The sequence below is a fragment of the bacterium genome (genome assembly GCA_023150945.1).
Classification (GTDB): Bacteria; Zhuqueibacterota; Zhuqueibacteria; order Zhuqueibacterales; family Zhuqueibacteraceae; genus Coneutiohabitans.
Window position 1 is genome coordinate 298487 of sequence record JAKLJX010000007.1, and the last position, 22998, is coordinate 321484.

At 58.3% G+C, this 22998-nt stretch carries 18 protein-coding genes; 15 read left to right on the forward strand and 3 right to left on the reverse strand.

The annotated features are described in order from the left end of the window. Nucleotides 1-301 precede the first annotated feature (301 nt). The 5 genes from L6R21_12225 to L6R21_12245 all read left to right on the forward strand — a co-directional run bounded on the left by L6R21_12225 (nt 302) and on the right by L6R21_12245 (nt 7188). Entirely contained in the window at nt 302-3049 is a 2748-nt protein-coding gene (locus tag L6R21_12225; GenBank protein MCK6559953.1) for an HAD-IC family P-type ATPase, read from the forward strand. Next, the gene (locus tag L6R21_12230) at nt 2959-3699 is read left to right on the forward strand and encodes a hypothetical protein (protein ID MCK6559954.1); all 741 of its coding nucleotides are present in this window, start codon (nt 2959-2961) and stop codon (nt 3697-3699) included. The genes L6R21_12225 and L6R21_12230 overlap by 91 nt, the downstream gene beginning before the upstream one ends. 12 nt (nt 3700-3711) lie before the next feature. Next, nucleotides 3712-4533: a hypothetical protein gene (locus tag L6R21_12235; protein MCK6559955.1), complete on the forward strand. Its 822-nt coding sequence runs from the start codon at nt 3712-3714 to the stop codon at nt 4531-4533. Nucleotides 4534-4616: 83 nt separating this feature from the next. Continuing rightward, nucleotides 4617-5894: an outer membrane protein assembly factor gene (locus tag L6R21_12240; GenBank protein MCK6559956.1), complete on the forward strand. Its 1278-nt coding sequence runs from the start codon at nt 4617-4619 to the stop codon at nt 5892-5894. Nucleotides 5895-5928: 34 nt separating this feature from the next. Continuing rightward, nucleotides 5929-7188: an anion permease gene (locus tag L6R21_12245; protein MCK6559957.1), complete on the forward strand. Its 1260-nt coding sequence runs from the start codon at nt 5929-5931 to the stop codon at nt 7186-7188. Between the two features lie 3 nt (nt 7189-7191). On the opposite strand, the gene L6R21_12250 is transcribed toward L6R21_12245, so the two are convergent. After that, the gene (locus L6R21_12250) at nt 7192-7344 is read right to left on the reverse strand and encodes a hypothetical protein (protein ID MCK6559958.1); all 153 of its coding nucleotides are present in this window, start codon (nt 7342-7344) and stop codon (nt 7192-7194) included. A 90-nt stretch (nt 7345-7434) separates the two neighbouring features. Here L6R21_12250 and L6R21_12255 point away from each other — a divergent pair, with 90 nt between their 5' ends. Then, complete coding sequence (locus tag L6R21_12255) at nt 7435-7626, forward strand: hypothetical protein (GenBank protein ID MCK6559959.1); 192 nt, start codon at nt 7435-7437, stop codon at nt 7624-7626. A gap of 109 nt (nt 7627-7735) precedes the next feature. On the opposite strand, the gene L6R21_12260 is transcribed toward L6R21_12255, so the two are convergent. Beyond that, nucleotides 7736-9343, reverse strand: coding sequence for a Na/Pi symporter (locus L6R21_12260; GenBank protein MCK6559960.1), 1608 nt, complete (start codon nt 9341-9343; stop codon nt 7736-7738). 176 nt (nt 9344-9519) lie between these two features. Between L6R21_12260 and L6R21_12265 the strand changes: the two genes are divergently transcribed. The 7 genes from L6R21_12265 (at nt 9520) to L6R21_12295 (ending at nt 16485) form a co-directional block, all read left to right on the forward strand. After that, nucleotides 9520-11991 (forward strand): hypothetical protein, encoded by a 2472-nt coding sequence (locus L6R21_12265; GenBank protein MCK6559961.1) that lies wholly within the window; start codon nt 9520-9522, stop codon nt 11989-11991. A gap of 149 nt (nt 11992-12140) precedes the next feature. After that, a complete protein-coding gene (locus tag L6R21_12270) occupies nt 12141-13778 on the forward strand; it encodes a L,D-transpeptidase family protein (GenBank protein ID MCK6559962.1) in 1638 nt (545 codons plus the stop codon). Further along, nucleotides 13723-14802 carry a D-Ala-D-Ala carboxypeptidase family metallohydrolase gene (locus tag L6R21_12275; protein ID MCK6559963.1) on the forward strand — a complete coding sequence of 360 codons (1080 nt, stop codon included), beginning with the start codon at nt 13723-13725 and terminating at the stop codon, nt 14800-14802. The genes L6R21_12270 and L6R21_12275 overlap by 56 nt, the downstream gene beginning before the upstream one ends. 109 nt (nt 14803-14911) lie before the next feature. Then, nucleotides 14912-15385 (forward strand): Na+/H+ antiporter subunit E, encoded by a 474-nt coding sequence (locus tag L6R21_12280; GenBank protein MCK6559964.1) that lies wholly within the window; start codon nt 14912-14914, stop codon nt 15383-15385. Continuing rightward, nucleotides 15382-15654, forward strand: coding sequence for a cation:proton antiporter (locus L6R21_12285; protein ID MCK6559965.1), 273 nt, complete (start codon nt 15382-15384; stop codon nt 15652-15654). The genes L6R21_12280 and L6R21_12285 overlap by 4 nt, the downstream gene beginning before the upstream one ends. Continuing rightward, the gene (gene mnhG / locus L6R21_12290) at nt 15651-16076 is read left to right on the forward strand and encodes a monovalent cation/H(+) antiporter subunit G (GenBank protein MCK6559966.1); all 426 of its coding nucleotides are present in this window, start codon (nt 15651-15653) and stop codon (nt 16074-16076) included. Before L6R21_12285 ends, mnhG begins: the two co-directional genes overlap by 4 nt. A 64-nt stretch (nt 16077-16140) precedes the next feature. Further along, complete coding sequence (locus L6R21_12295) at nt 16141-16485, forward strand: sigma 54-interacting transcriptional regulator (GenBank protein ID MCK6559967.1); 345 nt, start codon at nt 16141-16143, stop codon at nt 16483-16485. A 510-nt stretch (nt 16486-16995) separates the two neighbouring features. Here L6R21_12295 and L6R21_12300 read toward each other — a convergent pair. After that, complete coding sequence (locus L6R21_12300) at nt 16996-18240, reverse strand: transporter (protein ID MCK6559968.1); 1245 nt, start codon at nt 18238-18240, stop codon at nt 16996-16998. 276 nt (nt 18241-18516) lie between these two features. Here L6R21_12300 and L6R21_12305 point away from each other — a divergent pair, with 276 nt between their 5' ends. After that, nucleotides 18517-21063 (forward strand): DUF3536 domain-containing protein, encoded by a 2547-nt coding sequence (locus L6R21_12305; protein MCK6559969.1) that lies wholly within the window; start codon nt 18517-18519, stop codon nt 21061-21063. A 417-nt stretch (nt 21064-21480) separates the two neighbouring features. Then, the gene (locus L6R21_12310; protein ID MCK6559970.1) at nt 21481-22824 is read left to right on the forward strand and encodes a glycerate kinase; all 1344 of its coding nucleotides are present in this window, start codon (nt 21481-21483) and stop codon (nt 22822-22824) included. Nucleotides 22825-22998: the final 174 nt, after the last annotated feature.

Sequence of the window (22998 nt, forward strand, 5' to 3'; positions counted from 1 at the left end):
AAGATTGGGCGTGGCCTTCAAGTGAAGCTCTGTGACGCCCATCTCGCACCTCGGCCCCAATTAAGCATGATTAGGACTCTAGCCGGACCATCGACAACGCCGGCGAATTTCTGATGATCGAAGCCGCGCTCAGCGGCGCCGCCATGAAACCCGCGCTGCGGGTTTAAAAGGGAGAGGGCAGAATAATGGATCGGCAGAATGATTTTTTTTAATCAAATCAACCGCTTACATTTTTCTCCCATTCATCTTTCTGTCATTCAAACGTTTTTTAGCAGGGTGAATTATCGAATTGCCAGGAAAAATGAAAACCAACAAACCCCATCGTCCTCGCGCGCAACGCGGGGAAGCCTCTGCCCGCTCACTCGCTTGGCACGCCCTTGCGGAAGAAGCGGTATATCACAAGCTCCAAGCCAGCGAGCAAGGCCTCAACCCGGAGCAGGTGGAAGAGCGGCTGCATGAATTCGGCAGGAACATCCTGCCCGCCAAGAAACCGCCCACTTTGCTGCAAGTGGTGCTGCACCAGTTCACCAGCCCGTTGATCTACATTCTGCTGATCGCCGGCGTCGTGGCTCTGGCCATCGGTGACGTCAAAGACGCCGGTTTCATCTTCGCCGTCATTCTGCTCAACGCCGTCATCGGCACGGTGCAGGAGTGGCGCGCCGAGCAGAGCGCACACGCCCTGCAAACCCTGTTGAAGATCAAGGCACGCGTGCGCCGCGCCGAGCCCCAACAAACGATTCCAGCGGAAGAATTGGTTCCGGGCGACGTCGTTCTGCTCGAATCCGGCGACAAAGTTCCGGCAGATTTGCGCTTCGTGCAGGTCAACAACTTGACCATTGACGAAGCTTTTCTGACCGGCGAATCTCTTCCCGTGGAAAAAAGCCTGTCGCTGCTGCGCGAAGACACGCCGGTGAGCGACCGCAAAAACATGGGCTATGCCGGCGCCACCGTGGTCACCGGCCGCGGCCTCGGTCTCGTCGTCGCCACCGGTTCGCACACCGAGGTCGGAAAAATCGCGCGCTCCCTCACCGAAAAAGAAGGCGCCAAACCGCCGCTGGTCATTCGCATGGAGCGGTTCGCCCGCCAAGTCAGCCTGATCGTGCTGGTGTTCGCCGTTCTGCTGGGCCTGCTCTCAGTCTCGCGCGGCGTCGAATTTCGTGACGTTTTCTTTTTGATGATCGCCATGGCGGTCTCGGCCATTCCCGAAGGCCTGCCGGTGGCGATGACCGTGGCGCTCTCGCTCGCCACCGGCCGCATGGCCAAGCGGCAAGTGATCGTGCGCAAGCTCATGGCGGTGGAAAGTCTGGGCAGTTGCACCACCATTGCCAGCGACAAAACCGGCACCCTAACCGTGAACCAGCAAACCGTGAAATTGATCGTGTTCCCCGAGGGCACGCGCGTGCAGATCAGCGGCCAGGGTTACAACGACGAAGGCGAAGCCAGCCGCGAGGACGGCGGCTCAATTGACGAAGCCTTGCAGGCGCGCTTGCTCGGCCTGACAAGAGCTGGCGTGCTGTGCAACGAAGCCTCGCTCGCCAACGAAAACGGAACTTGGAAACACAGCGGCGATGCCATGGATGTCGCCCTGCTGGCGCTGGGGCGAAAACTGAATCTGAATCCGGACGACGAACGCCGGCAGTTCCCGATTGCCGCCGAGATCCCGTTTGAATCTGAAAAGCGCTACGCCGCCACCGCCTATCGCAACAACGGCAAAATTGAAGTCGCCGTGAAGGGCGGCGTCGAAGCGGTATTGCCTTTCTGCACTCGCATGTCAACCGCCTCCGGCGACCAGCCGCTCGATGAAGACGGCCTTTTGCGCCAGGCGCAGGAAATGGCCGAGCATGGCTATCGCGTGCTCGTCATCGCCGGCGGCTCGCTCGCCGATGCCGTCAATGCGGCGCAATTTGACGAGTCGCAGTTGGCCGATCTCACGGTGTTGGGATTGGTGGGATTCATCGATCCGCTGCGTCCGGAAGTGCGCGATGCTGTTGCCGTCTCCCGGCAAGCCGGCGTGAAAGTGATCATGATCACCGGCGATCATCCGGCCACGGCGCTGGCCATCGCCAAAGAATTGCAGATTGCCGAATCGGTCGAGCAAGTGATCAGCGGGCAAGAGTTGGAAGAAATCGGTGGATATGACACGCCGGAATTTTACGAGCGCATCAAGCACGTCACGGTCTTTGCGCGCGTCACCCCGCAGCAGAAGCTGCACATCGTGGAAGGCTTGGTGAAGGTGGGCGAATTTGTGGCGGTCACCGGCGACGGCGTCAACGACGCGCCCGCTTTGCGCCGCGCGAACATCGGCGTTGCCATGGGCTCCGGCACCGACATCGCCAAAGACACCGCGCTGATGATCGTGACTGATGACAACTTTGCCTCAATTGTATCCGGCATTGAAGAAGGGCGTTTCGCCTATGCCAACGTGCGCAAAGTCACGCTACTGCTGATTTCCACCGGCGCCGCGGAGCTGATCCTGATTGGCGGCGCGACGCTCATGGGATTGCCGGCGCCATTGCTGGCTGTGCAAATTCTCTGGCTGAACTTGGTGACCAACGGCATTCAAGACGTGGCTTTGGCATTCGAAGCCGGCGAGAAGGGCGTCATGAGACTGCCGCCGCGCCGGCCCAGCGAGGGCATCTTCAACCGCAAAATGATCGAGCAGGTGCTGACCAGCGGCATCACCATGGCTTTGGTCTGTTTGGGCGCGTGGATCATCCTGCTCAACCGCGGCTGGGAGGAAGCAATCGCCCGCAACGCGCTGCTCACGCTGCTGGTGCTCATGCAATTCTATCACGTGCTCAATTGCCGCTCGGAATACCGCTCCGCCTTCCGCATTCCATTGCCCAATAACACCGTCTTGATGTTCGGCATGCTTGCGGCCTTCGGCATTCACGTGCTGGCGATGCACTGGCCGCCGCTGCAAGCGCTGCTGCGCACCAGCCCCCTGCCCCTCGAGCAGTGGCTGATTTTTGGCGCCATTGCTGCGGTGGTTATGGCCGTCATGGAAATTTACAAGCGGGTGAAGAAAATGCCATTGTTGGCAGAATGATTACAATTACAAAATTATCCTGCCGAACAATCATTCTGCCTTTTAAAAAGCTTTTGCTTTGTTGCTTTGATCAAAGTCGTTTTGTTCTGCAATTATTGAGAATTTCCATCGCATCTATTTCAGGGAATGAAACCATGCGTCTTTCAGATCATTTTCGAATTCCGTTTCTTCTATCCTTCATAATTACAAGCGCTGCCATCGATGCCGTCCACGCCCAATATTTTGGCCGCAACAAAGTGCAGTACGAAAGCTTCGATTTCAAAGTTCTCAAAACAACGCATTTCGACATTTACTATTGTGCCGAAAAAGAGGAGGCGGTACAGCACGCGGCGCGCATGTCCGAGCGCTGGTACGCCCGCATGTCGCGCCTGCTGAATCACCAGCTCACCGGGAAGCAGCCGTTGATTCTTTACGCCAACCAGCCGCACTTCCAGCAAACCAACACCATTCAAGGCACGCTGGGAGAGGGAACCGGCGGCGTTACCGAGGCTTTCAAGCGCCGTATGGTGCAGCCGTTTGCCGCCTCGCTGGCAGAAACGGATCACGTGCTCGGACACGAGCTGGTGCATGCGTTTCAATTCGACCTCACCGGCGGCGGCAGCCCTGGCGCCGGATTCCGAGCGCCGAGCGCGCTGCGATTGCCGTTGTAGTTTATTGAGGGCATGTCAGAGTACTTGACCCTCGGGCACGTCGATCCTCACACCGCCATGTGGATGCGCGACGTGGCGCGCGCGAAAAAACTGCCCACCGTTCGCCAGCTTTCCGATCCGCGATATTTTCCCTACCGCTTCGGCCAGGCATTTTGGGCTTACGTCGCCGGCAGATGGGGCGACGAGATGGTGGGCAGGCTGCTGCGCGACGCGGGCAAATCCGGCGACGTGGAGAAAGCCATCAAGACTATTTTCAACCTCGATGCCAACGCCTTGTCGCAAGCCTGGCACGACGCACTTCACACCGCGTATGATCCACTCGTCGAGGTCACGCAAACTCCGGACAAATATGGCCGCCTGCTGATTTCGGATAAACAAGGCGGCGGCAACATCAATTTGGCCCCGGCCCTCAGCCCGGATGGCAAGCACATCGTTTTCTTCTCGGAGAAAGATTTGTTCTCCATCGACATGTTTCTCGCCGACGCCGAGACCGGAAGAATCTTGCGCAAAATCACCAACACCGCGGTCGATCCGCATTTCGAGAGTCTGCAATTCATCAATTCCGCCGGCGCGTGGGATGCGCAAAGCCGCCGGTTCGCTTTCGCCGCGATCAAGAAAGGCCAGCCGGTTCTCTCGCTGCTCGAAGTCACCCGCAACCGCATGGAGCGCGAAATCACTTTGCGCGAGCTTGGCGAAATTCTCAATCCCACCTGGTCACCGGACGGCCGCTACATTGCCTTCTCCGCCCTCGTTGGCGGATTAACCGATTTGTTCATTTACGATGCTCAGCCCGGCGCTTTCGGTTGCCTCGCGCGCGCCACGTCTGGCTTTTAGTGTTTTCGAAAACGGCAAGTATGGCATTTATTCGGTGGATGCTGCGGAGAAGCTCGCCGGAGAAGAGCCCGCCAAGTGGCCAAATGACGGCAACCCTGCCGCCGATGCTGCGCGCCAACAACGAAGTGTTGACGCTCATCAAGAATCCGGACTTCGGCCTGCCGGCGGTGAGTGATTCCGCTGCCGGCGATTATCGCCCCAAGTTGTCGCTCGATTACATCGGCCAGCCGTATCTCGTTGCCGGCGTCGATCGCTTCGGCACCTATCTCGGCGGCGGCGCCTCGCTGTTTTGGAGCGACATGCTCGGCGATCACAATCTCGCGACAATGTTGCAAGCCACCGGAAATTTCGAAGAAATCGCCGCCGTCGCCGCGTACCAAAATCTCAAACGGCGCTTGAACTGGGGCGCCACGATCCAGCAAATTCCCTACGTTGCCGGTGACTTTGCCTCCGGGTTTGGAGAAATCAACGGCACGTCCGCATACATAGAGCAAGAGATTCGCTTGCGGCAGATCAACCGGGATATTGCCGGCGTGCTTGGATATCCCTTCAGCCGGGCGCAACGGTTCGAGCTGTCGGCGGGCTATCGCCACATCAGCTTCGACAGCGAAGTGAGAACGATTGCGGTTTCCACCGCCACCGGACGAGTGATTCTCGATAGAACGGAAGATTTGCCTTCGCCTCGTTCGCTGAGTTTGGGCCAGGCGAGCGCGGCGCTGGTGTACGATACCTCGATCTTCGGCGCGACCAGTCCCATTCTCGGCCAGCGCTACCGGCTGGAAATATCGCCCAGCTACGGTTCGCTGTCGTCATATTCGGCGCTTGCGGATTATCGCCGCTACGTGATGCCGGCGCGGCCCTTTACGCTGGCGGCGCGCGTTCTCCATTATGGCCGCTACGGTCGCGATGCCGAAGACGGCCGGCTCTTTCCGTTTTTCCTTGGTTGCTCCACGCTCGTGCGCGGCTACGACTTTAATTCTTTCAGCGCTGATGAATGCGGGGCCAGCGCTTCCGGCGACTGCCCGGTGGTGGATCAACTGTTTGGCAGCAAAATGTTGCCCGGCAATTTCGAGCTGCGTTTTCCGCCGTTCGGCGTGCTCGGCCTGGGTGGAGGATATTACGGCTTCCTGCCCATCGAGCTTGGCGCTTTTTACGACGCCGGCGTCGCCTGGACGAAAAACGAGAAGGCATGGTTTCTCGACGGCAGCCGCAATTTGGTGCGCAGCGCCGGCGCAACCTTGCGTTTGAATTTGCTGGGCTATCTGATTGCGGAAGTTATTTTCGTCTATCCCCTCGATCGTCCGAAAAAAGGCTGGCACTGGCAATTCAGCCTGACGCCAGGTTTTGAAGAGGTTTTATGAAATTTGCAAGTATAACTTTCAGATTGCATAACTCGTGTCCTTTCTCTTTTTGATCTTGACCGGCTTCTTGCTTTCCCGCTTGGGAGTGCGCTACGGGCTGATCGAGCGATTTTTCGCGCGCGGCCTCACCCGCCGCCACGATTCGATCACCAGTTTCCTGCTCGCGCTGATGGCGGCGACGGCGTTGATTTCCATGTTCATTCCCAACTTCATCACCGCGCTGGCGTTGTTGCCGATTTTGGAAAAATTGCGCCGCCACTTCGAGCAACAGTACGATCCGCCGCTCGCGCGCCGCTTGACCACGGCCATGGTGCTCGCGGCGATTTATGGCTGCAACATCGGCGGCATGGGCTCGCTTATCGGCAGCCTCGCCAACGCGTTGATGCTGGGCGCGCTGGAATTGTATCAAACGCCGGGCCGCGAAAAGATCAACTTTCTCTCATGGTTCGGCTGGAGCCTGCCGCTGACCGCGATTTTAATCGGCTGCGCCTGGGCGCAATTGGTTTATGTGATCTTGCCTCGCACCGTGCGCCGCGCCGGCATTGAGCTGGCACATTCATTTTCTGAAAGCCGCCCGCAAATTTTTGCCGGGCGCGCCGCACTGGCCATCGGGATTTGGCTGGCGTTCTGGAGCGCGCATTCCATTTTGCAACTCTTGTTGCCCGCGCCGGCAGCGAGCCTCTCCGTGCTGGGTTTGAAAATCGGTTGGACGCCGTGGGATAAAATTGCCGCGCTCTTTGGAATATTGTATACGCTGCTGTTGTTCGCGCCACTCTTTAAAGGCAGCGACCGCCGGCGTGAGCCGATTCTGCGCTTTGCGGATTGCTTTGAGCAATTGCCCCTGCGCGCGTTCGGCGTGTTGCTGCTGGCGCTGACAATCGGCGGCGTGCTGATTGCGCTCCAAGCGCCGCAGTGGGCGGCAACGCAGGTGAGCAAAATTCTGCCGCCACAGGCCGCGCCGTTCAGCCTGTACTTTTTTATGTGTTTCACCACCACGTTGGCCACGGAATTTTTCAACAACACGGCGGTGACGGTGGCATTTTTTCCGGTGATGCACGCGTTGGCCGAGCGCCTGCTGCTGCCGCCGCTGCTTGCGCTCATGGCCGTGGGGTTGGCTGCCACCAACGCGTTCATGCTGCCCATCAGCACCCCCGTCAATGCGTTGCTGTATGGCGGCGTCAAGCACGTCTCATTGAAAACCATGGCCGCTTCCGGGCTGCTGTTGGATTTCATCAGCGCGATATGGATGGCGTTGTTTCTGGCGCAGGTGATTCCGTGGTATTATGGACTATAGACGTCATCGTTCAAAGAAAAAACGAAAACGTTGCGGAAACTTTGCGTCTCGGCGCCTTTGCGTGCGCTTTTTCTTTTTTGGTCCCGGCTCGTCCGGGTTGTGGCTCTGCCCTTCAAAATCGCCGCGGTTGAAGTATTTCTTCAAATGGATGGCCATCGCCAATTAATTCCGCTTTTGCTTGACAAAGCGGAAGAGTATCAACATATTTTTAAGCGCATTTTGAACAAATGGAAAGGAGAAAAGCCCATGCCCAAGAACCGCATCATCTACATCGGCCTGATTGTTTTTGTCGCCAGCGCGCTGCTCTGGATCGGCGCGGAGCTGACCAAGCGCATCGACTGGCTTCTGCCCTATGCCGCCGGCGCCGGCGCGTTGCTCATTGTATTCGGCTTTTTGCAAGAAACCTGGAAGTCCCGCTCGTTGAAGCCGCCGGCATAATTCTACTTAAGCCACATTTGCTCAGCGCCACAAGGCGTGAAATGTTCTTAGCGTATTCCGCGTGTTTCGTGGGCTACTATAATCGTCGCCGAAGAATACCGCTCATGCTTCAAGCCGGCGGCTCGGCTTCCGCCATGCCCTTGGGCACGCCCGGCTCATCTTCATTACCGTCGGCAAGATGATGAACGGCGCGCCACGCGTGATAACCCAGGCGATCGAGCCAACGCAACGCTTCCAGCCGCGCCAAAGTATCTCCGGCATCGGCGCGGCCCGCGGCCGTCTCTTCCAAATTGGCGAGGCGATGCGTCTTTCGTGTTTCCGCCAGTGCGCGTGAGAGTGTTGCCAAATCGCCAACCGGCGCCGGCACTTCGTTGCCGCTGAGCCACGGCGCGATCGCGGCCAGTCCTTCGGATAAACGGCCGCTGGCCGCGGCAAGAACAGCATCACGCTCCAGCCATTGCAGCGACTTCGAGTCACGACCGGCTTCCAGCAAGCGCTCGAGATGATCCATGGCATGGAGCGTGTCGATGTGCCGTTGGTGCTCGCTTTTGGTTTCGGGATCCGATCGAATTCGGCCGAGGAATTTTCTGGTTTCATCAAGGGCGCGACCGGCGGGTTCGAGCGTGTCACGACTCGGGCGGCCTTGCAGCAGGTTCTGAAGATATTCTGAAAGAACCAATGCGATCTCGCGCAGCGTGAGCCGCGTCGCTTCGATCGCAACGGGCGCTACCGTCGCGACCGTGGCATCCAACCGTCGCGTCAGCGCCGGGCCGCGTTCCGGCACCAGGCGCTCGATGAGGCGCGCATAGCCGCGAGTCCAGGGCAGGAGCAAAAGGACGCCCAGCACGTTGAACACCGTGTGAAACGTGGCGAGCGCCAACGCTCCGGGCTGCGCTTCCAAGCCGTGCGCCAGCGCATCGGCCAAACGCACGAAATGCGGCAGAATCGCCAGCGCAACGACACCGGTAATCACATTGAACAGGATGTGAGCGAGCGCGGTGCGCTTGGCCGCCGTGGCCGCGCCGATGCAAGCAAGGCCCGCGGTCACCGTGGTGCCGACGTTTTGGCCCACCACCAGCGCCGCAGCTTGCGTCAAATCGATTGCGCCGCCGTGCAGCGCCGTGAGCGTCGTCGCCACCGCGGCGCTCGAGGATTGCATCACCACGGTCATGGCGATGCCCATCGCCACCAGCAGCAACCGCCCGGAAAAAGTCTCGCCGGGAAGTTGTGAAGGATCGAAACGCTCGGCAAGATGCGCCATGCCGGCTTGCAGCGTATCGATGCCCACAAAGATGAGACCAAAGCCCGCCAACGCCAGTCCGCCGGCGGCCAGCCGATCACGCGTGAGCAGACGCAACAACGCGCCAATGCCGATGAGCGGCAGCGCAAGTTTACCGACACTGATTTTGAGGCCCAGCACCGCCACGATCCAGCCGGTGCTGGTGGTGCCAAGATTGGCGCCGAACAGTACGCCCACCGCCTGCGGAAACGTAAGCAGCCCCGCGCTGACGAAGCCGATGGTGGTCAGCGTGGTGGCGCTCGAGGATTGCACCAGCATAGTGACCGTGGCGCCCGACAACAGCGCCGAAAACGGTCCGCGCACGAAGCGGCTGAGCACGCGGCGCAAGGCATCTCCGGCCACGGCCTTGAGGCCGTCGGTGAGCAATATCATGCCCAACAGAAACAGGCCGATGCCGCCTAATAGGTCTAGAATCATTCCACTTTTTTAGTTTCAGTTGTTGGGTTGATTTGATTTCCAAACAGTTTATACTTGCAGACGCAAAAATCAATTGAAATTCTATCAGTCAGAGAGAGCCCTCGCAGGCCGTCATTCTTCAGGAACAGCCGGGTATGAAAAGATTCATGCTTACAATAATCAGACTTCAGGGTTTAATGGCAATTCTGCTCTCTTCAAGTTTTGCACAGCAAATCCGCAAGGATAGTTACCTCCGCTTTGTGCCGCTCAATTATCCGCGCATCGTCGGCCAAACCGCGACCAATGCCGCGTTTCATCTTTACGGCAATCCCGATGATCCGAATTACCAAGATGTGAATCCCGTTGACGGCATCGATGATGCGCGGCACCGGCGCCTGCTCGAATTGGCAGCGAAGTTCGCGCCGTACCTGGTCAGAAACACCACCGCCATTCCGATGGATTTCAAAAAATTCATGGAGAGCCGAAAGGCTTTCCCGCTTCATGTCGACACATGGGACGTTTCGCGAGCAAGCGCCGAGCTAATCAAGTCCGAGACTGTCGATTTTGTTTCCATTGCCCGTTCTCCCTGCCAGGCTGCGCTGCCCGCGAGCAGCAATGCCGATGATACAACGAACGCGAAACATCCTCACGCCAATGCCGCCAACGACGATTGCTGGCTGCTCGCGCTGCTGCAAGAGTTCCACCCCACAAAGCCGCAAAACGAACGATTCAAAAGCGCCTTGGTTTCGCCGAACCGGAACATCTTCAAAGTGATGTACTTCGATTTCCCCGGCGAAGACGAGCAGAGTTGGAAAAGCGAATACGAAAATTTTCTTTCCGGCGAGCTCCCGCGCGCCTATCACGGCATCTCCAAAATTTATGCACATCCCTTCATTCAGGAAGTGCGCTCGAACTTGCACGGCATGCTCGGCTATGAATTCATCTTGCAATATTGGTTCTTCTATCCCTTCAATGACGGCGGCAACAACCACGAAGGCGATTGGGAGCATATCAATGTGGCGGTGACGATCAACGGCAATGGACTTTTGTCGGCGGAGGAGATTCGGCTAATCCTGGCAAGCGATAGCGCGGCGGCAGATGAACAATTAGTCATCAGCCGTTTAGAATACTATTTTCATCACAAAGTGATGATTTTGGATTTTCTCAATCCGAACGTTTATCTTCCCAAAAAAGAATGGCAGGCGGAAATCAAGCAACGCGGACAGGAACGTTTGGGCGAAAAATGGCTGTGGGAAAAAATCCGCGAGCTGGCTTACGTTGACCGCAAAGAAAGCCGGATCAACACGCACCCGCTCGGTTACATCGGCGCGGACAACAAGGGCACGGATCAATTGCTGGCTTTGCCCGGCGGCAAGAATCGCGACTCGCACGGCACGTATCCGTTTCCGGGACTCTATAAAGACGTCGGCCCGGCTGCCGCCGCGGAGTTGATCAACGCCCGATTCAATTATCACTTTAAAATTGATGAGATATCGCAGCAAGCCAACCCTCGAGTTGAGCGTTACGACGATCCCGCTAAGATTGAAATTGTGCCGGATTGGGAGCGCGTTGTGGACTTGGTGCAGACCGATCCGCAAGCGCGGCGCGAATGGAGCTGGCTGGTGCTGCCGCTGCGCTGGGGTTTTCCCGCGGCCGCCTCACCGTTTGCGGGTGCGGTCCCGCACGCCGAAACCGGTAATCTCGCGCCGTTTGGGCCGGCTTACAACAGCGGCTGGAATCGCGTGGGCGCAGCCGCCGGATATGCGCTTTACGATCCTCACAAATTCGGCTCCAATTTTCCGCTGGGCTGGCAGGACGGCTTCGTGAACAGTTGGGGGTTTTTGAATTTGTTTTTGCCGACGCTGGCGGTGATGCCGCCGTTTGATTTTGCCTGGCGCGTGGCGTTTGCGCCGCCGCGCTGGGCTTTGCAATTGCAGCGGCCGACTTTTTTCCCAAAAGAAACGATTCCGTTTCGTCATTTCGGCCTGGCTACGGGCGCGTCATTTTCTTTCTTATCGAATGATTTCGCGCTGTTGTTCACGGCGCCGGCGCAATTCGACGAGATTCGCCGGTTCATCGCGGCGACGGATACGCTCTCGACCACTGCCAACGAACACACAGAAAATGATGCCGCGACCATCGGGAAATTCAATTTCTATCTTGGCAAGCGCATGGTGAGCGAAAACATGGTGCGCCATCTCACCAGCATCACCGGCTTCGATATTCAGCAGCTTGCGCTCGGCCGCGCAGTGCCGGTGCGCGCTGATCTGGAAATGTGGGAATATGCCGGCAGCTTGCGCTACAATTTGTTTCCCGGCCGCTTGCAGCCGTTCGTGAAAGCCGGATACGGCTTGAGCTGGTATCGCTTGAAAAACGCGCGATTGGGCGATCAGCCGCTTGACAATCCGGACACGGAATGGGTGCGCCGGCCTTCATTGTTGCCACCGCGCAATTTGCTGCCGAACACCTGGCATCTGGGTTTCGGCGTCGAGCTCATTCCGTTCCGCAGTTATGCCGCTTTCCCCAAAGGCGTCGACCTCGGGCTGCGCGCGGATTATGCGATCTATTTTCACAGCCTCGGCCTGAGCCGCCAGGAAATTCTCTCGGATCAGGAAGAGACCAGTCTGCGCCGCTCGCACGTGGGCTTGGAATTGGTTATGAGTTTCTGATTGGCATGGTCGAACGTGGCCAAAAGCCGGAATAAATCAACAAAATTTCCCCAGGTACTGATATGATCCACATGCCCCGATCCGCCATCGGTTTGCTTCCGTTGATTTTTATTGCACTAGCTTGTGAACGGGCTGCGAAGGACAGGGGAGTGCCAGATTCTGAAAATGTGGCAGCGCCGCAGGTACTCCAGCAAACCGAACTGTTGGATGAGTTTTTGCGCGATCGCATTGAAGAGGCGGGCATTCCGCCGCGGATCGCGGTCGGCAATGAGCTGATCCATGCCTCTGCCGTGCTGCCGCTTTTTTATGAGCAGCGCGCTTATGCGCCCGCGTGGTGCCACGACGGCGGTATGGACTCCCGGGCGGATTCCCTGCTCGAAGCGATTCGCAATGCGGGTCAAGAAGGGTTGAATCCAAACGACTACCACCTGGAGAAAATCGGATCGCTTTGGGCGAGCGTGTATCAGCAGCGGGCGGAGAAAAAGCGGCATGACTCCCGCCAGCTTGTCGATCTCGATTTGTTGCTCACCGATGCTTTTCTCGTTTATGGCTCTCATTTATTGGCCGGCAAAATCAATCCTGAAACGATAGATTCCGAATGGTTCGCCAATCGCCGCGAAATCGATCTCGCCGCGCATCTCCAAACCGCGCTCGAAAAAAATCAAATCACCGAAGCTTTGCGAAGCTTGCTGCCGCCGCAGCCCGGTTATGCCCGCCTGCGAAAAGCGCTGGCGCGCTATCGCGACATTGCCGCAAACGGCGGCTGGCCGGTGGTGCCCGACGGGCCAAAATTGCAGCAAAGCGACCACGGCGAACGCGTTGTGGCGTTGCGGCGCCGGCTCATTGCCGCCGGCGATTTGGACCCGGCCGAGGGTGACAGCCTTGATCTTTTTGACGACGCGGTGGCAGAAGCGCTGCGCAAATTTCAGCGGCGGCACGGCTTGGAGGTCGACGGTGTTGCCGGCGCCGCCACCCTGGCGAATTTAAATGTTCCCGTGGCGGAACGAATACGGCAAGTCATCTTGAACATGGAGCGCTGGCGTTGGCTCCCTCAGGATCTGGGGCAGCGCCACCTCCTCGTCAATATCGCAAATTTCGAATTGGATGTCTTCGAGTCCGGCGAGATCGTGCTCATGATGCGCGTGATGGTCGGCAGGGATTATCGGCGCACCCCGGTTTTTAGCGATCGCATGACCTATCTCGTTCTCAGTCCATACTGGCATGTGCCTCCGGGTATTGCCACCAGAGACATCTTGCCTGCGGTCAAAAAGGACCTCGGTTATCTCGCCAAACAAAACATGAAAGTCTTTCAAGGCTGGGGCGCAGAGGCCAGGGCGATTGATCCCGCCACCATCAACTGGCAAACAATAACGGCGAGAAACTTGAATTACAGATTCCGGCAAGATCCCGGGCCCGCCAATGCACTCGGCCGCGTCAAATTCATGTTTCCCAACCGGTTCAACGTCTATCTGCACGACACGCCCTCACGCGAGCTTTTCACCAGGACGGAGCGCGCTTTCAGCTCCGGTTGCATTCGCGTTGAAAAGCCCATTGAATTGGCGGAATATGTTTTGCGCGGCGATCCCCAATGGACGCGCGCCAACATCGAAGCGGCATTCAAGAAATGGCAGGAGCAGACTGTGCGCTTGCCGGAGCCGATTCCGGTGCATTTGCTTTATTGGACGGCGTGGGCCAATGACGACGGCTCCATCAATTTTCGCCGCGATATCTATGAGCGTGACAAGCGGGTGGAAGAGGCGCTGTTCGAGAAGCCGCCTTCTACGTAATTTATGGAAAGGGATTCGAATGCATGGATTTTTTTATGAGCGGCGCTGCCGGCTGCTCCCAAGCGTTTTGCTGCCAATCGGGATTCTTATTTTTTGGCAAAACGCCATGGCCGGCTCAGGGTCACATTTTTCCACAGAAACAGCCGGTTTCGCAGTAAAATTCAAGGATGAAGTGTCCTCCTATCGCATCCTGGGCGTCTTTGTGCTGCCGCGGGAGACGCTCGCGCTGGAAGTGCAGGAGGCGCCCACGCACCACCAGTATGTTCTCAAGGCTGCGGCCGGAAAGGCAACGCCGTTCACCGCCAACAAATGGCAATGGCAGGCGCCGCAGGAAACCGGATTGTATCCGGTTAGAATTGTTCGCACGCCGTCTGCAGATTCCGTTGTCTTGAACATTTTTGTGATGATCCCCTACGAGCGCCTGCGTGGCGAATATTTGAATGGCTATCGCATCGGCAAATATTCCTCGGTCCCCTTGCAGCAGTTGTCCGTTTACAAGCCGCCGCGAGGATTTGTCGAAGTCACCCAAGAGAACCAGGAAGCTTTGATTGCGCCGCACTTCAAACTAAAACAATTCCTCTGCAAGCAGAATGGCGATTACCCGAAATACGTCGTGCTGAGCGAGCGGCTGTTGATGAAACTGGAGCTGATTCTCGAGCAGGTTAACGAAAAAGGCTATCGCTGTGATACGTTTCATATCATGAGCGGATATCGCACGCCTCATTATAACAAAGCCATCGGCAATGTAAAATACAGCCGCCACGTTTACGGCAGCGCTGCGGACATTTTCATCGACGTGAATCCGCCGGATGGGATGATGGATGATCTGAACGGCGACGGCAAATCGGATCATCACGATGCCGCGATACTTCATGATATCATCGACGCCATGTATGGTAAGCCGTGGAATTCACGTTTCATTGGCGGATTGGCAAAGTACGCGAAAACCGCCTCGCACGGCCCGTTCGTCCACGTCGATGTACGGGGATTTCGCGCCCGCTGGGGGGGAATGAAGCAGCCGTAAATCAATTGCAGTGAAATGGCTTGTTCTTGCCCAAAAACCATTCTGCCGTTTGACTGCACCCGAGAGTTGCGGCGAATGCCGTGTTACCGTTTACAGTTGCGGCAATTTCATGAACCTCTTTCTTCTCAATATCCTTCTCGCCTTGATTTGGTTGGCGTTGACCGGACACTTCACGCCTGCCAATTTCGTCGCTGGCTTTTTGCTGGCCTATATCGTGTTGTGGCTGGTGCAGCGCACGACGGAACCCTCGAGCTACTTTGTGAAAGTGCGCCAGGTGCTCGGTTTCATCGCCTTTTTTGTTTGGGAATTGACCAAGGCCAATCTGCGCGTGGCTTACGACGTGGTGACCCCACACCATCACATGCGGCCCGGGGTCGTGGCCATTCCGTTGGATGCAAAAACCGATCTCGAAATCATGCTGCTCTCCAGCCTGATCACGCTGACGCCCGGCAGCTTGAGCCTGGATGTTTCCGCGGACCGCCGCGTGCTCTACATTCACTCCATGTACATCAAAGATATCGAAGCTTTTCGGCAAGAGGTCAAGGCCGGCCTCGAACGCCGTTTGCTGGAGGTGCTGCGATGAACTTGCTGAACATCACATTAATGGCCGCCATACCCTTGTTGACCCTGACCGTGGTTTTTGCGTTCATCCGGCTGGTGCGCGGGCCGGGGTTGCCCGACCGCGTGGTGGCGCTCGATCTTATTTTCACCATCGGGATCGGCATCATCGCGGTCTACGCCATCTTGACCAATCAACCGGCATTTCTTGACGTCGCCATCATCGCGGCGCTCATTGCATTTTGGGGAACCATCGCTTTTACTTATTATTTGAAAAGGAGAGCGCACGAATGAAAGAAACCTTCAGCGCCGTCTTGATAATCGTCGGCGCCATATTTACCGTTTTGGCTGCCGTTGGCATTTTGCGCATGCCCGACCTTTTTCAGCGCCTGTCTACCGCCACCAAAGCGGCGACATTGGGAGTCGGCTCCCTGCTGCTGGCCGCAGCGGTTTACTTTGATGACCTCGGCACCACCACTCGAGCGCTGGCAACGATTTTTTTTCTGGTTCTCACCGCGCCGATTGCAGCGCATATCATTGGCCGCGCCGCTTATTTTGTCGGCACGCCGCTGTGGGAGGGGACCATAAGCGATGAGCTGGCCGGGCGGTATAATCCTGAAACCCATCTCCTTGAAAGCCCCAACGCAGCGAAGAGCACGCCGCGGCGTGATTCGAAGGAAATGATTGAATCTGAAAACAAACAACAAATCCGCTGACCAATATTGCTGTGAGCGGTTTAGCCGGCCAGCATAAATTTTCACCGGCGCAACGAAACGCAAGATCGGCAAATTTCAACAAGCCGACGGCGGCACGCCGTTTCGCGATGCGATCGGCGACATGAGCCTTGCCACGCAAGCGAAACTTTTGCGTTTGCGGCAGGAAGGAAGGTTCGAGCGCTTCGGCGGCGACGAGACGATTCATTGCAACGTGCGCATCGTTGCCGCCACCAACAAAAATCGCGAAGCCGCCATTGTCGAAAAAGCCTTTCGTGAAGCTCTCTCTTGTCGCGTCAAAGTCATCACCATCAACCTGCCGCCGCTGCGCGCGCGTCCGGATGATTTGCCCGACCTGATTCAGCATTTCCTCCACAAGCACTCCGCCGAGCTTACAGCTTTTTTCAAATGAAACCTTCGCCCCTGACCGCCTCGCCCCAGTCGTCGTCGATGGCTTGGAACGGTATCATGGCAGGCTTTACGAGACGGTGAGGTCGGCACGCGAGGGGGAGTTGATTGTGGCGGCGATGCAACATGCCGGCGGAAATCAGGTTCGCGCTACGCAGCTTCTGGGCAGCTCTCGTGTCATGTGGCACGATCGCCCGGAGCGGGACGGCAGCAAGGCCGAGGTGATCATGCAAAAGGCGTAACCCATTCCAGGTTGCCGAATCCGCTGGCAACCCCGCCGCCGCAGCCCGCTGGCGTCGGGAGCAGATGCAAGATCAGATGCCGTTTGCGGCGCGGCCGGCACACTGACGTCGGGCGGCCTGCCCCGAGCTGCTGCCTCCCCACCTTGCGCGAACTGGCAGCAACCGGAAAAAAACGGATGCAAAAAAAATCCCACGAAAAGGCTCAGGCGTCTTTTCGTGGGATTTTAATTCTGTCGGTGCAAGAATTCTTCCGTAATCACATGGACTCGCGTTTACGGCTTATCGCTGCCGTCGTTCTTCTTCTCGATGGGAGGCTCGGCGGGTTTGTCCTTCTTTTCGTCGGCCGGTGCCGCAGGGGCTTCGGCATCGGTGTTGAGCAGATTGCGCAGCCGCGCCAGCATGGCCTCCATGCGTTTGCGCTCGCTGCGAATGCGCTCCAATTCCTCTTCGGCATTGGCGGTCTTCTGCTGCTCCGCGTTCAGTTGTGCTTCCAACTCGGGCTGGCGCGAGACCAACCGGCCGCCGGAGCTGACGAACAACGGTTTGTTGTCCGGCGGCGGCGCTTGGTTGAGATTGAGCTTGACGCCGAAGTTCACGCGCCAGGCGGGATAGTTGGGAATATCGGGATGCAGGCGCGGCAGACCGCTGATGTAGCGCGTCGTTTCCTTGCCCTGCGACAGCCGGAAATCGAAGCCGACATTGAAGGCAGCCCAATACTTCGGGCGGTAACTCACGCTCGGCGAAAAATAGAAGAAATCTTCACGGGCGTAGGCGGTGACCGGCGGCCGTTGCGTGAAGATGCGGCCATACAGCTCGAAGGTGAAATCGAATTGCGCAGTGGGAATCGCCAGTCCGGCGCCCAATTGAAACTCCTGCGAGGGGCTCAGCACCGCTTGCGTATCGATGGCGGCGCCGGTGAGCAGTTTGCCGAGATCATTGTGATGCAGAAAGCCGAAGTTGACATGAAAGTTCGGTTCATTCTCCGGCAGCAGCAAATCCGGGCTGTAGGAGGCCGCAGCCATCAAGCCGATCTCATAGCCGCCCCCGCTGTAAGGCTCGAACAGGATGTTGTGATGCTTGGCAAAGGGCAGGCGCACGCTGCCGCTGGCGCCGAATTTCAATGGGCTGACCTTGCTGCCGAGCGAGCCGATTTTGGCACCGAGGTAAAGATCGTCCGGCAGATTGCGCGGCTGGCTGCCGCGGTGCGCATCTTGATAGATCACCTGCGTCGCCGCCCATTCCACATGCTTGCCGCTGGCGAAATGCAGACCGAGCGCGGTCTGCACATTCCAGAAGGTGAAGCTGGTGGGAGGCTGGCCGGGGCGCGGCTTCACCACGGTTTGATAATACGAAGAGCCGAAGCCGTGCAGAGTGAGTTGCCCTTTGGGCAGCGTCCATGCCGAGTGCAGATGCGGCAACCCGCGGCCGCCGATCAGACTAAAGGTCTGGCCGTGCGCCGGCGGGGCAACCAGGGCAGCCAGGGCCACCGTCATCGCAGCACAAAGAATTCGCTTCATAAGCTTGCGTCCGTCCTATTGGTTTGGTGAATCGGGTGGATGGGGAGGCAACCGCCTTGTCCGCCTCTCGTGTTTTCGCCGATGAAAGTTCTGTAATCTGTTCCCAACTCAACGTGTTCACTACTATACACGCAGAGTGCGGCAGGTGCATGCAACCCGCCGAGAAATTGTCGCAGCCGCGCGGCCATAAAGCGCTTGCGCTTTGAGATGAAATTCAGTAATGTCACCGCACTTCGACAGCCTGGTGACACGATTGCAACAATTCACCGCCGGTTTATGCCCAAAAAATTCCTGACGATACACGGCCACTTCTACCAACCGCCCCGCGAAAACCCCTGGACTGAAGCCATCGAGCGCCAAGACGGTGCCGCGCCGTTTCATGATTGGAACGAGCGCATCGACCATGAGTGCTACACGCCCAATGCCTACGCCCGCATCAGCGATCACGACAACCGCATTACCACCATCGCCAACAATTTCGAGTGGATCAGCTTCAACTTCGGGCCGACGCTGCTGAGCTGGCTGGAGAAGTTCTCGCCCCGCACTTACGAACGCATTCTTGCCGCCGACCGCAACAGCTTGCGCCGCCATCCCGGCCACGGCGCCGCCCTGGCGCAGGCTTACAACCACGCGATTTTGCCCCTGTGCAACGAGCAGGATCTGAACACCCAAATCCGCTGGGGCCTGGCGGATTTCCGTTACCGCTTTGGCCGCGAGCCGGAAGCGCTGTGGCTGCCGGAAACCGCGGTGAATGAGCGCGTCATGCGAGCGCTCATCGCTCATCAGATGAAGTATGTGATTCTCTCGCCCTATCAGGCCCGGCGCGTGCGGCCGCTCGCCGGCGGTGACTGGCGCGCCGTCGAGCAGGGCGAGATCGACGTCACCCAGCCCTATCGCTGGTTCGACCGCAACGCCGGCGGCGAACGCATACCCGGGCGGTTCATCGACGTTTTCTTCTATCACGGCGGCCTGGCACGCGGCGTCGGTTTCGAGCATCTGGTGCGGGATGCCAAGCATTTTGCCGGCCAGGTGGATGCCGCCTTCAGCAACCACGGCAGCAATCAACCCCAGCTCGTCTCCATCGCCACCGACGGCGAAACCTACGGCCATCACGAACATTTTGCCGAACGCGGCCTGGCTTATTTGCTGCAACGTGCCGCGCCGCAGCGTGACATTGCCATCACCACCTACGGCGCCTATCTCGCCGAGCATCCGCCGCAGCAGGAAGTGGATTTGAAAACGGGCCCCAACGGCGAAGGCACGGCGTGGAGCTGCGCCCACGGCGTCGGCCGCTGGGCGCGCAATTGCGGCTGCCGGAGCGGCGGCCCCGCAGAATGGCAGCAGGAGTGGCGCGCGCCCCTGCGCGAAGCCCTGGATCAACTGCGCGACGAGCTTAACCAACTCGCGCTCGAATTCGGCGAGCCGCTGTTCAAAGACCTGCCGGCGGCACGGGACGGCTACATCGCAGTCATCCTGCAGCGCACGCCCGAGCGCCTGCAAAGCTTTCTCGACCGCCACCAGCGCCAGCCGCTGAGTCCCGAGCAAAAAATCGCCGCCATCAAATTGATGGAGATGCTGCGCAACGCCCAGCTCATGTACACGAGCTGCGGCTGGTTCTTCACCGAGCTTTCCGGCATCGAAACGGTGCAGATCATCCAATATGCCGCGCGCGCGATTCAACTGGCGGAGGCCCTGAGCCGGCGGCCGTTCGAAGAGAATTTTCTGCGGAACCTCAAGGCCGCGCCCAGCAACGTGAAAGCCTACCGCGACGGTGAAGGCGTTTATGACAAGCTGGTGCGGCCGGCGATCGTTTCGTTCACGCGCGTCATCAACACCTATGCCTTTCGCGCGCTGTTCTTCGAGGCGCCCGCGCAGGAGAAACTCTATCATTATTCCCTGCAGCGCGAAGACCTCACCACCGCGGCCGCCGCCGGCGCTTCCCTGCTCACCGGCCTGGTGCAGGCACAGTCCGGCATCACCACCGAGAGCCTGCGCTACGGCTTTGCCTTGATCAAGCACGGCAGCGCCGACACCGCGCAATGCTTCATCCGCCGGGTGACGGGCACCTGGAATTATCACACGCAGCGCGACGCACTGGTTCAACGCTTGCACGCCGGCAGCGAGCTGGCCGACTATCTGCAAAAACACTGGGCGATGCAGGGCTACGGCCTGCAAAACATCTTCCTCGAAGAACGCCAGCAACTGATCCGTCTCATGCTGCAGGATCGTCTGGACGAAATCGGCGAAGCCTATCGCCAGCTCTACGAAGACAATCTCACCCTGATCCGCAACCTGCGCGACCTCGGTGCCACCATTCCCGAAGAACTCAGTGTGCCGGCGCGCTATACCCTCAGCCTCGAGCTGCGCCGCGAAATCGAACGGCTCGGTGAGACCACGGAAACGGAAGCCTACCGCCGCTGCCTGGAAATCTCACGGTTGGCCGAGAAACTCGGCATCGAGCTCAGCACCGAGTGGGCGGGGCAACATCTGCAAGCCATGCTGGAAAAGCGGCTGCATGCACTCTCCGCCAACTTCGGTCCGGCGTGCTGTCAGGAAATTCTCAGCCTGATCGACATCGCGCAAAAACTCAAACTGCGCCTGACTCCCGATCACATCCAAAACACCATCTTCGAGCTGCTGCAAGACCGGGTGCAACCGTTGATCGACACGGTCGCCGCCGATCCGCAAAACCGGCAGGCCTATGAACTCAGCACGCTCTTCCTGCAAATTGCCTATCATTTCAATTTCAATATCAAAGCCTACAAGGATCGCATGAAGGCGCTGGAGGAGCAGTTGGCTGCCGACCCCAGTGTGTGGCCTTAGCGCAATAGCGGCAAATCGCCGCGGGCTTTTCTTTGCCAGGATTCAGACTCAATCCTGTAGATTCTGCAATCCTGTCTCAGCTTGCTTTTGGGGTTCTTTCGGTGCACGGCAACTTTGAGAAATATTTCCGCGACTCCTGTCATCCAAAGCGAATTCTGCGAGAATGCAAACACAGCGCCGAGTGCTTCACAAGATTCCACTGAATGACATTGTCAATCTCGCAGCGCGGCAACTTGCCGCAACCAAATCTGTCAACCGCGAATCAACGCTAATCAACGCGAATAAAAAATTAGCGTACATTCGCGTGAATTAGCGGTTCGCGAAAATCTTCGCGGTTGTGATAGTTTTTCCGGAGTAATACTATACAAAACGGAAGCCCCCGCGTACCCGCTTGCCCAGTCATCGTGAGTCGGAATCATGCATGCCCCCGAGCTCAAAAAACTCCGGCATCATGCCCGCGAAATTTTTCTCGCCGGCTTGAGCGCCGTGGATCCTGAAAGAGCCGTTTTGCGCACCCTGCAGCGCGAAGGCGCCCTGCTGCACCTCGCCGGCGAAACCTTCGACCTCAACAAATTCGGCCGGGTGCTGGTGCTGGGCGCCGGCAAGGCCTCGCCCGCCATGGCAGCCGCTGTAGAAACCCGCCTGGTCGATCGCATCGCCGAAGGCCTGATCGTCACCAAAGACGGCCATGGCCGGCCGCTGCGAAAATGCCAGGTGTTGGAAGCCGGCCACCCCATTCCCGACAGCCGCGGGGAGCAGGCCGCGCGCCGGCTGCTGCATTTGGCCGAGACCGCGCAGATCAATGATCTCGTCATCTGTCTCATCTCCGGAGGCGGCTCCGCGCTGCTGCCGTTGCCTGCCGGCGAAATCACCCTGGCGGACGAACAACAGGTCACCGAGTTGCTGCTCAGTCACGGCGTCACCATTCATGAGATCAACACCGTGCGCAAGCACATTTCGCGCTTGAAGGGCGGCCAGCTCGCGCGCACGGTTTATCCCGCCACCCTCGTCACCCTGGTTCTTTCCGACGTCATCGGCGATCCGCTCGACATCATCGCCTCCGGCCCGACCGTGCCGGATCCCTCCAAGTTCTCCGATGCCGAGCGCGTGCTGGTGCTCTACGGCGTCTGGCCCAAGCTGCCGGCAAGCGTGCGCGACTATCTCACCGCCGGCTGCCGCGGCCACGCGCCGGAAACGCCCAAGCCCAACGATCCGATCTTCGCCAAAACCCTGGCGCACATTGTCGGCTGCAACGCCGACGCGCTCTCCGTCTGTGAAATGCACGCGCGCAGCCTGGGCTACAACACCATGGTGCTGAGCCATCGCGTGCAGGGCGAAGCGCGCGAGATCGGCCGTTTCTATGCCGCGCTGTTGCACCACGTGGTCGATCGCGGCCAGCCCCTCGCGGCGCCGGCCTGCATTCTCGCCGGCGGCGAAACCACAGTGACGCTGCGCAATCCGCGCGGCAAGGGCGGCCGCAACCAGGAGATGGCGTTGTCGGTCGCGCTCGACATCGACGGGCTGCCCAACTGCGTGTTTCTCTCCGCGGGCACCGACGGCACCGACGGCCCCACCGATGCCGCCGGCGCCTTTGCCGACGGCTGGACCATTGCCCACGCCCGCACCCGCGGCATGCGCTTCTTCTCCAGCTTCCTGCGCGACAACGACAGCTACAACTTCTTCAGCCAACTCGGCGATCTCTTCATCACCGGCCCGACCGGCACGAATGTGATGGATGTGCAGATTATGCTGGTGAGTTGAGGGGGGGGTGGGCTTTGGGGAAGTCCGCCAGCTTTCTGTGAGATTGAGCTTCCTCCGCCTGTCATGCCGAAAGACTTGATTTGCAAAAGTTTTTCCCATGCCAGACGACTCCCCTTCCCCCCAAAATACAAATGTTACAATTACACAAAATTTGTTCTTGATTTATTAAAAAAA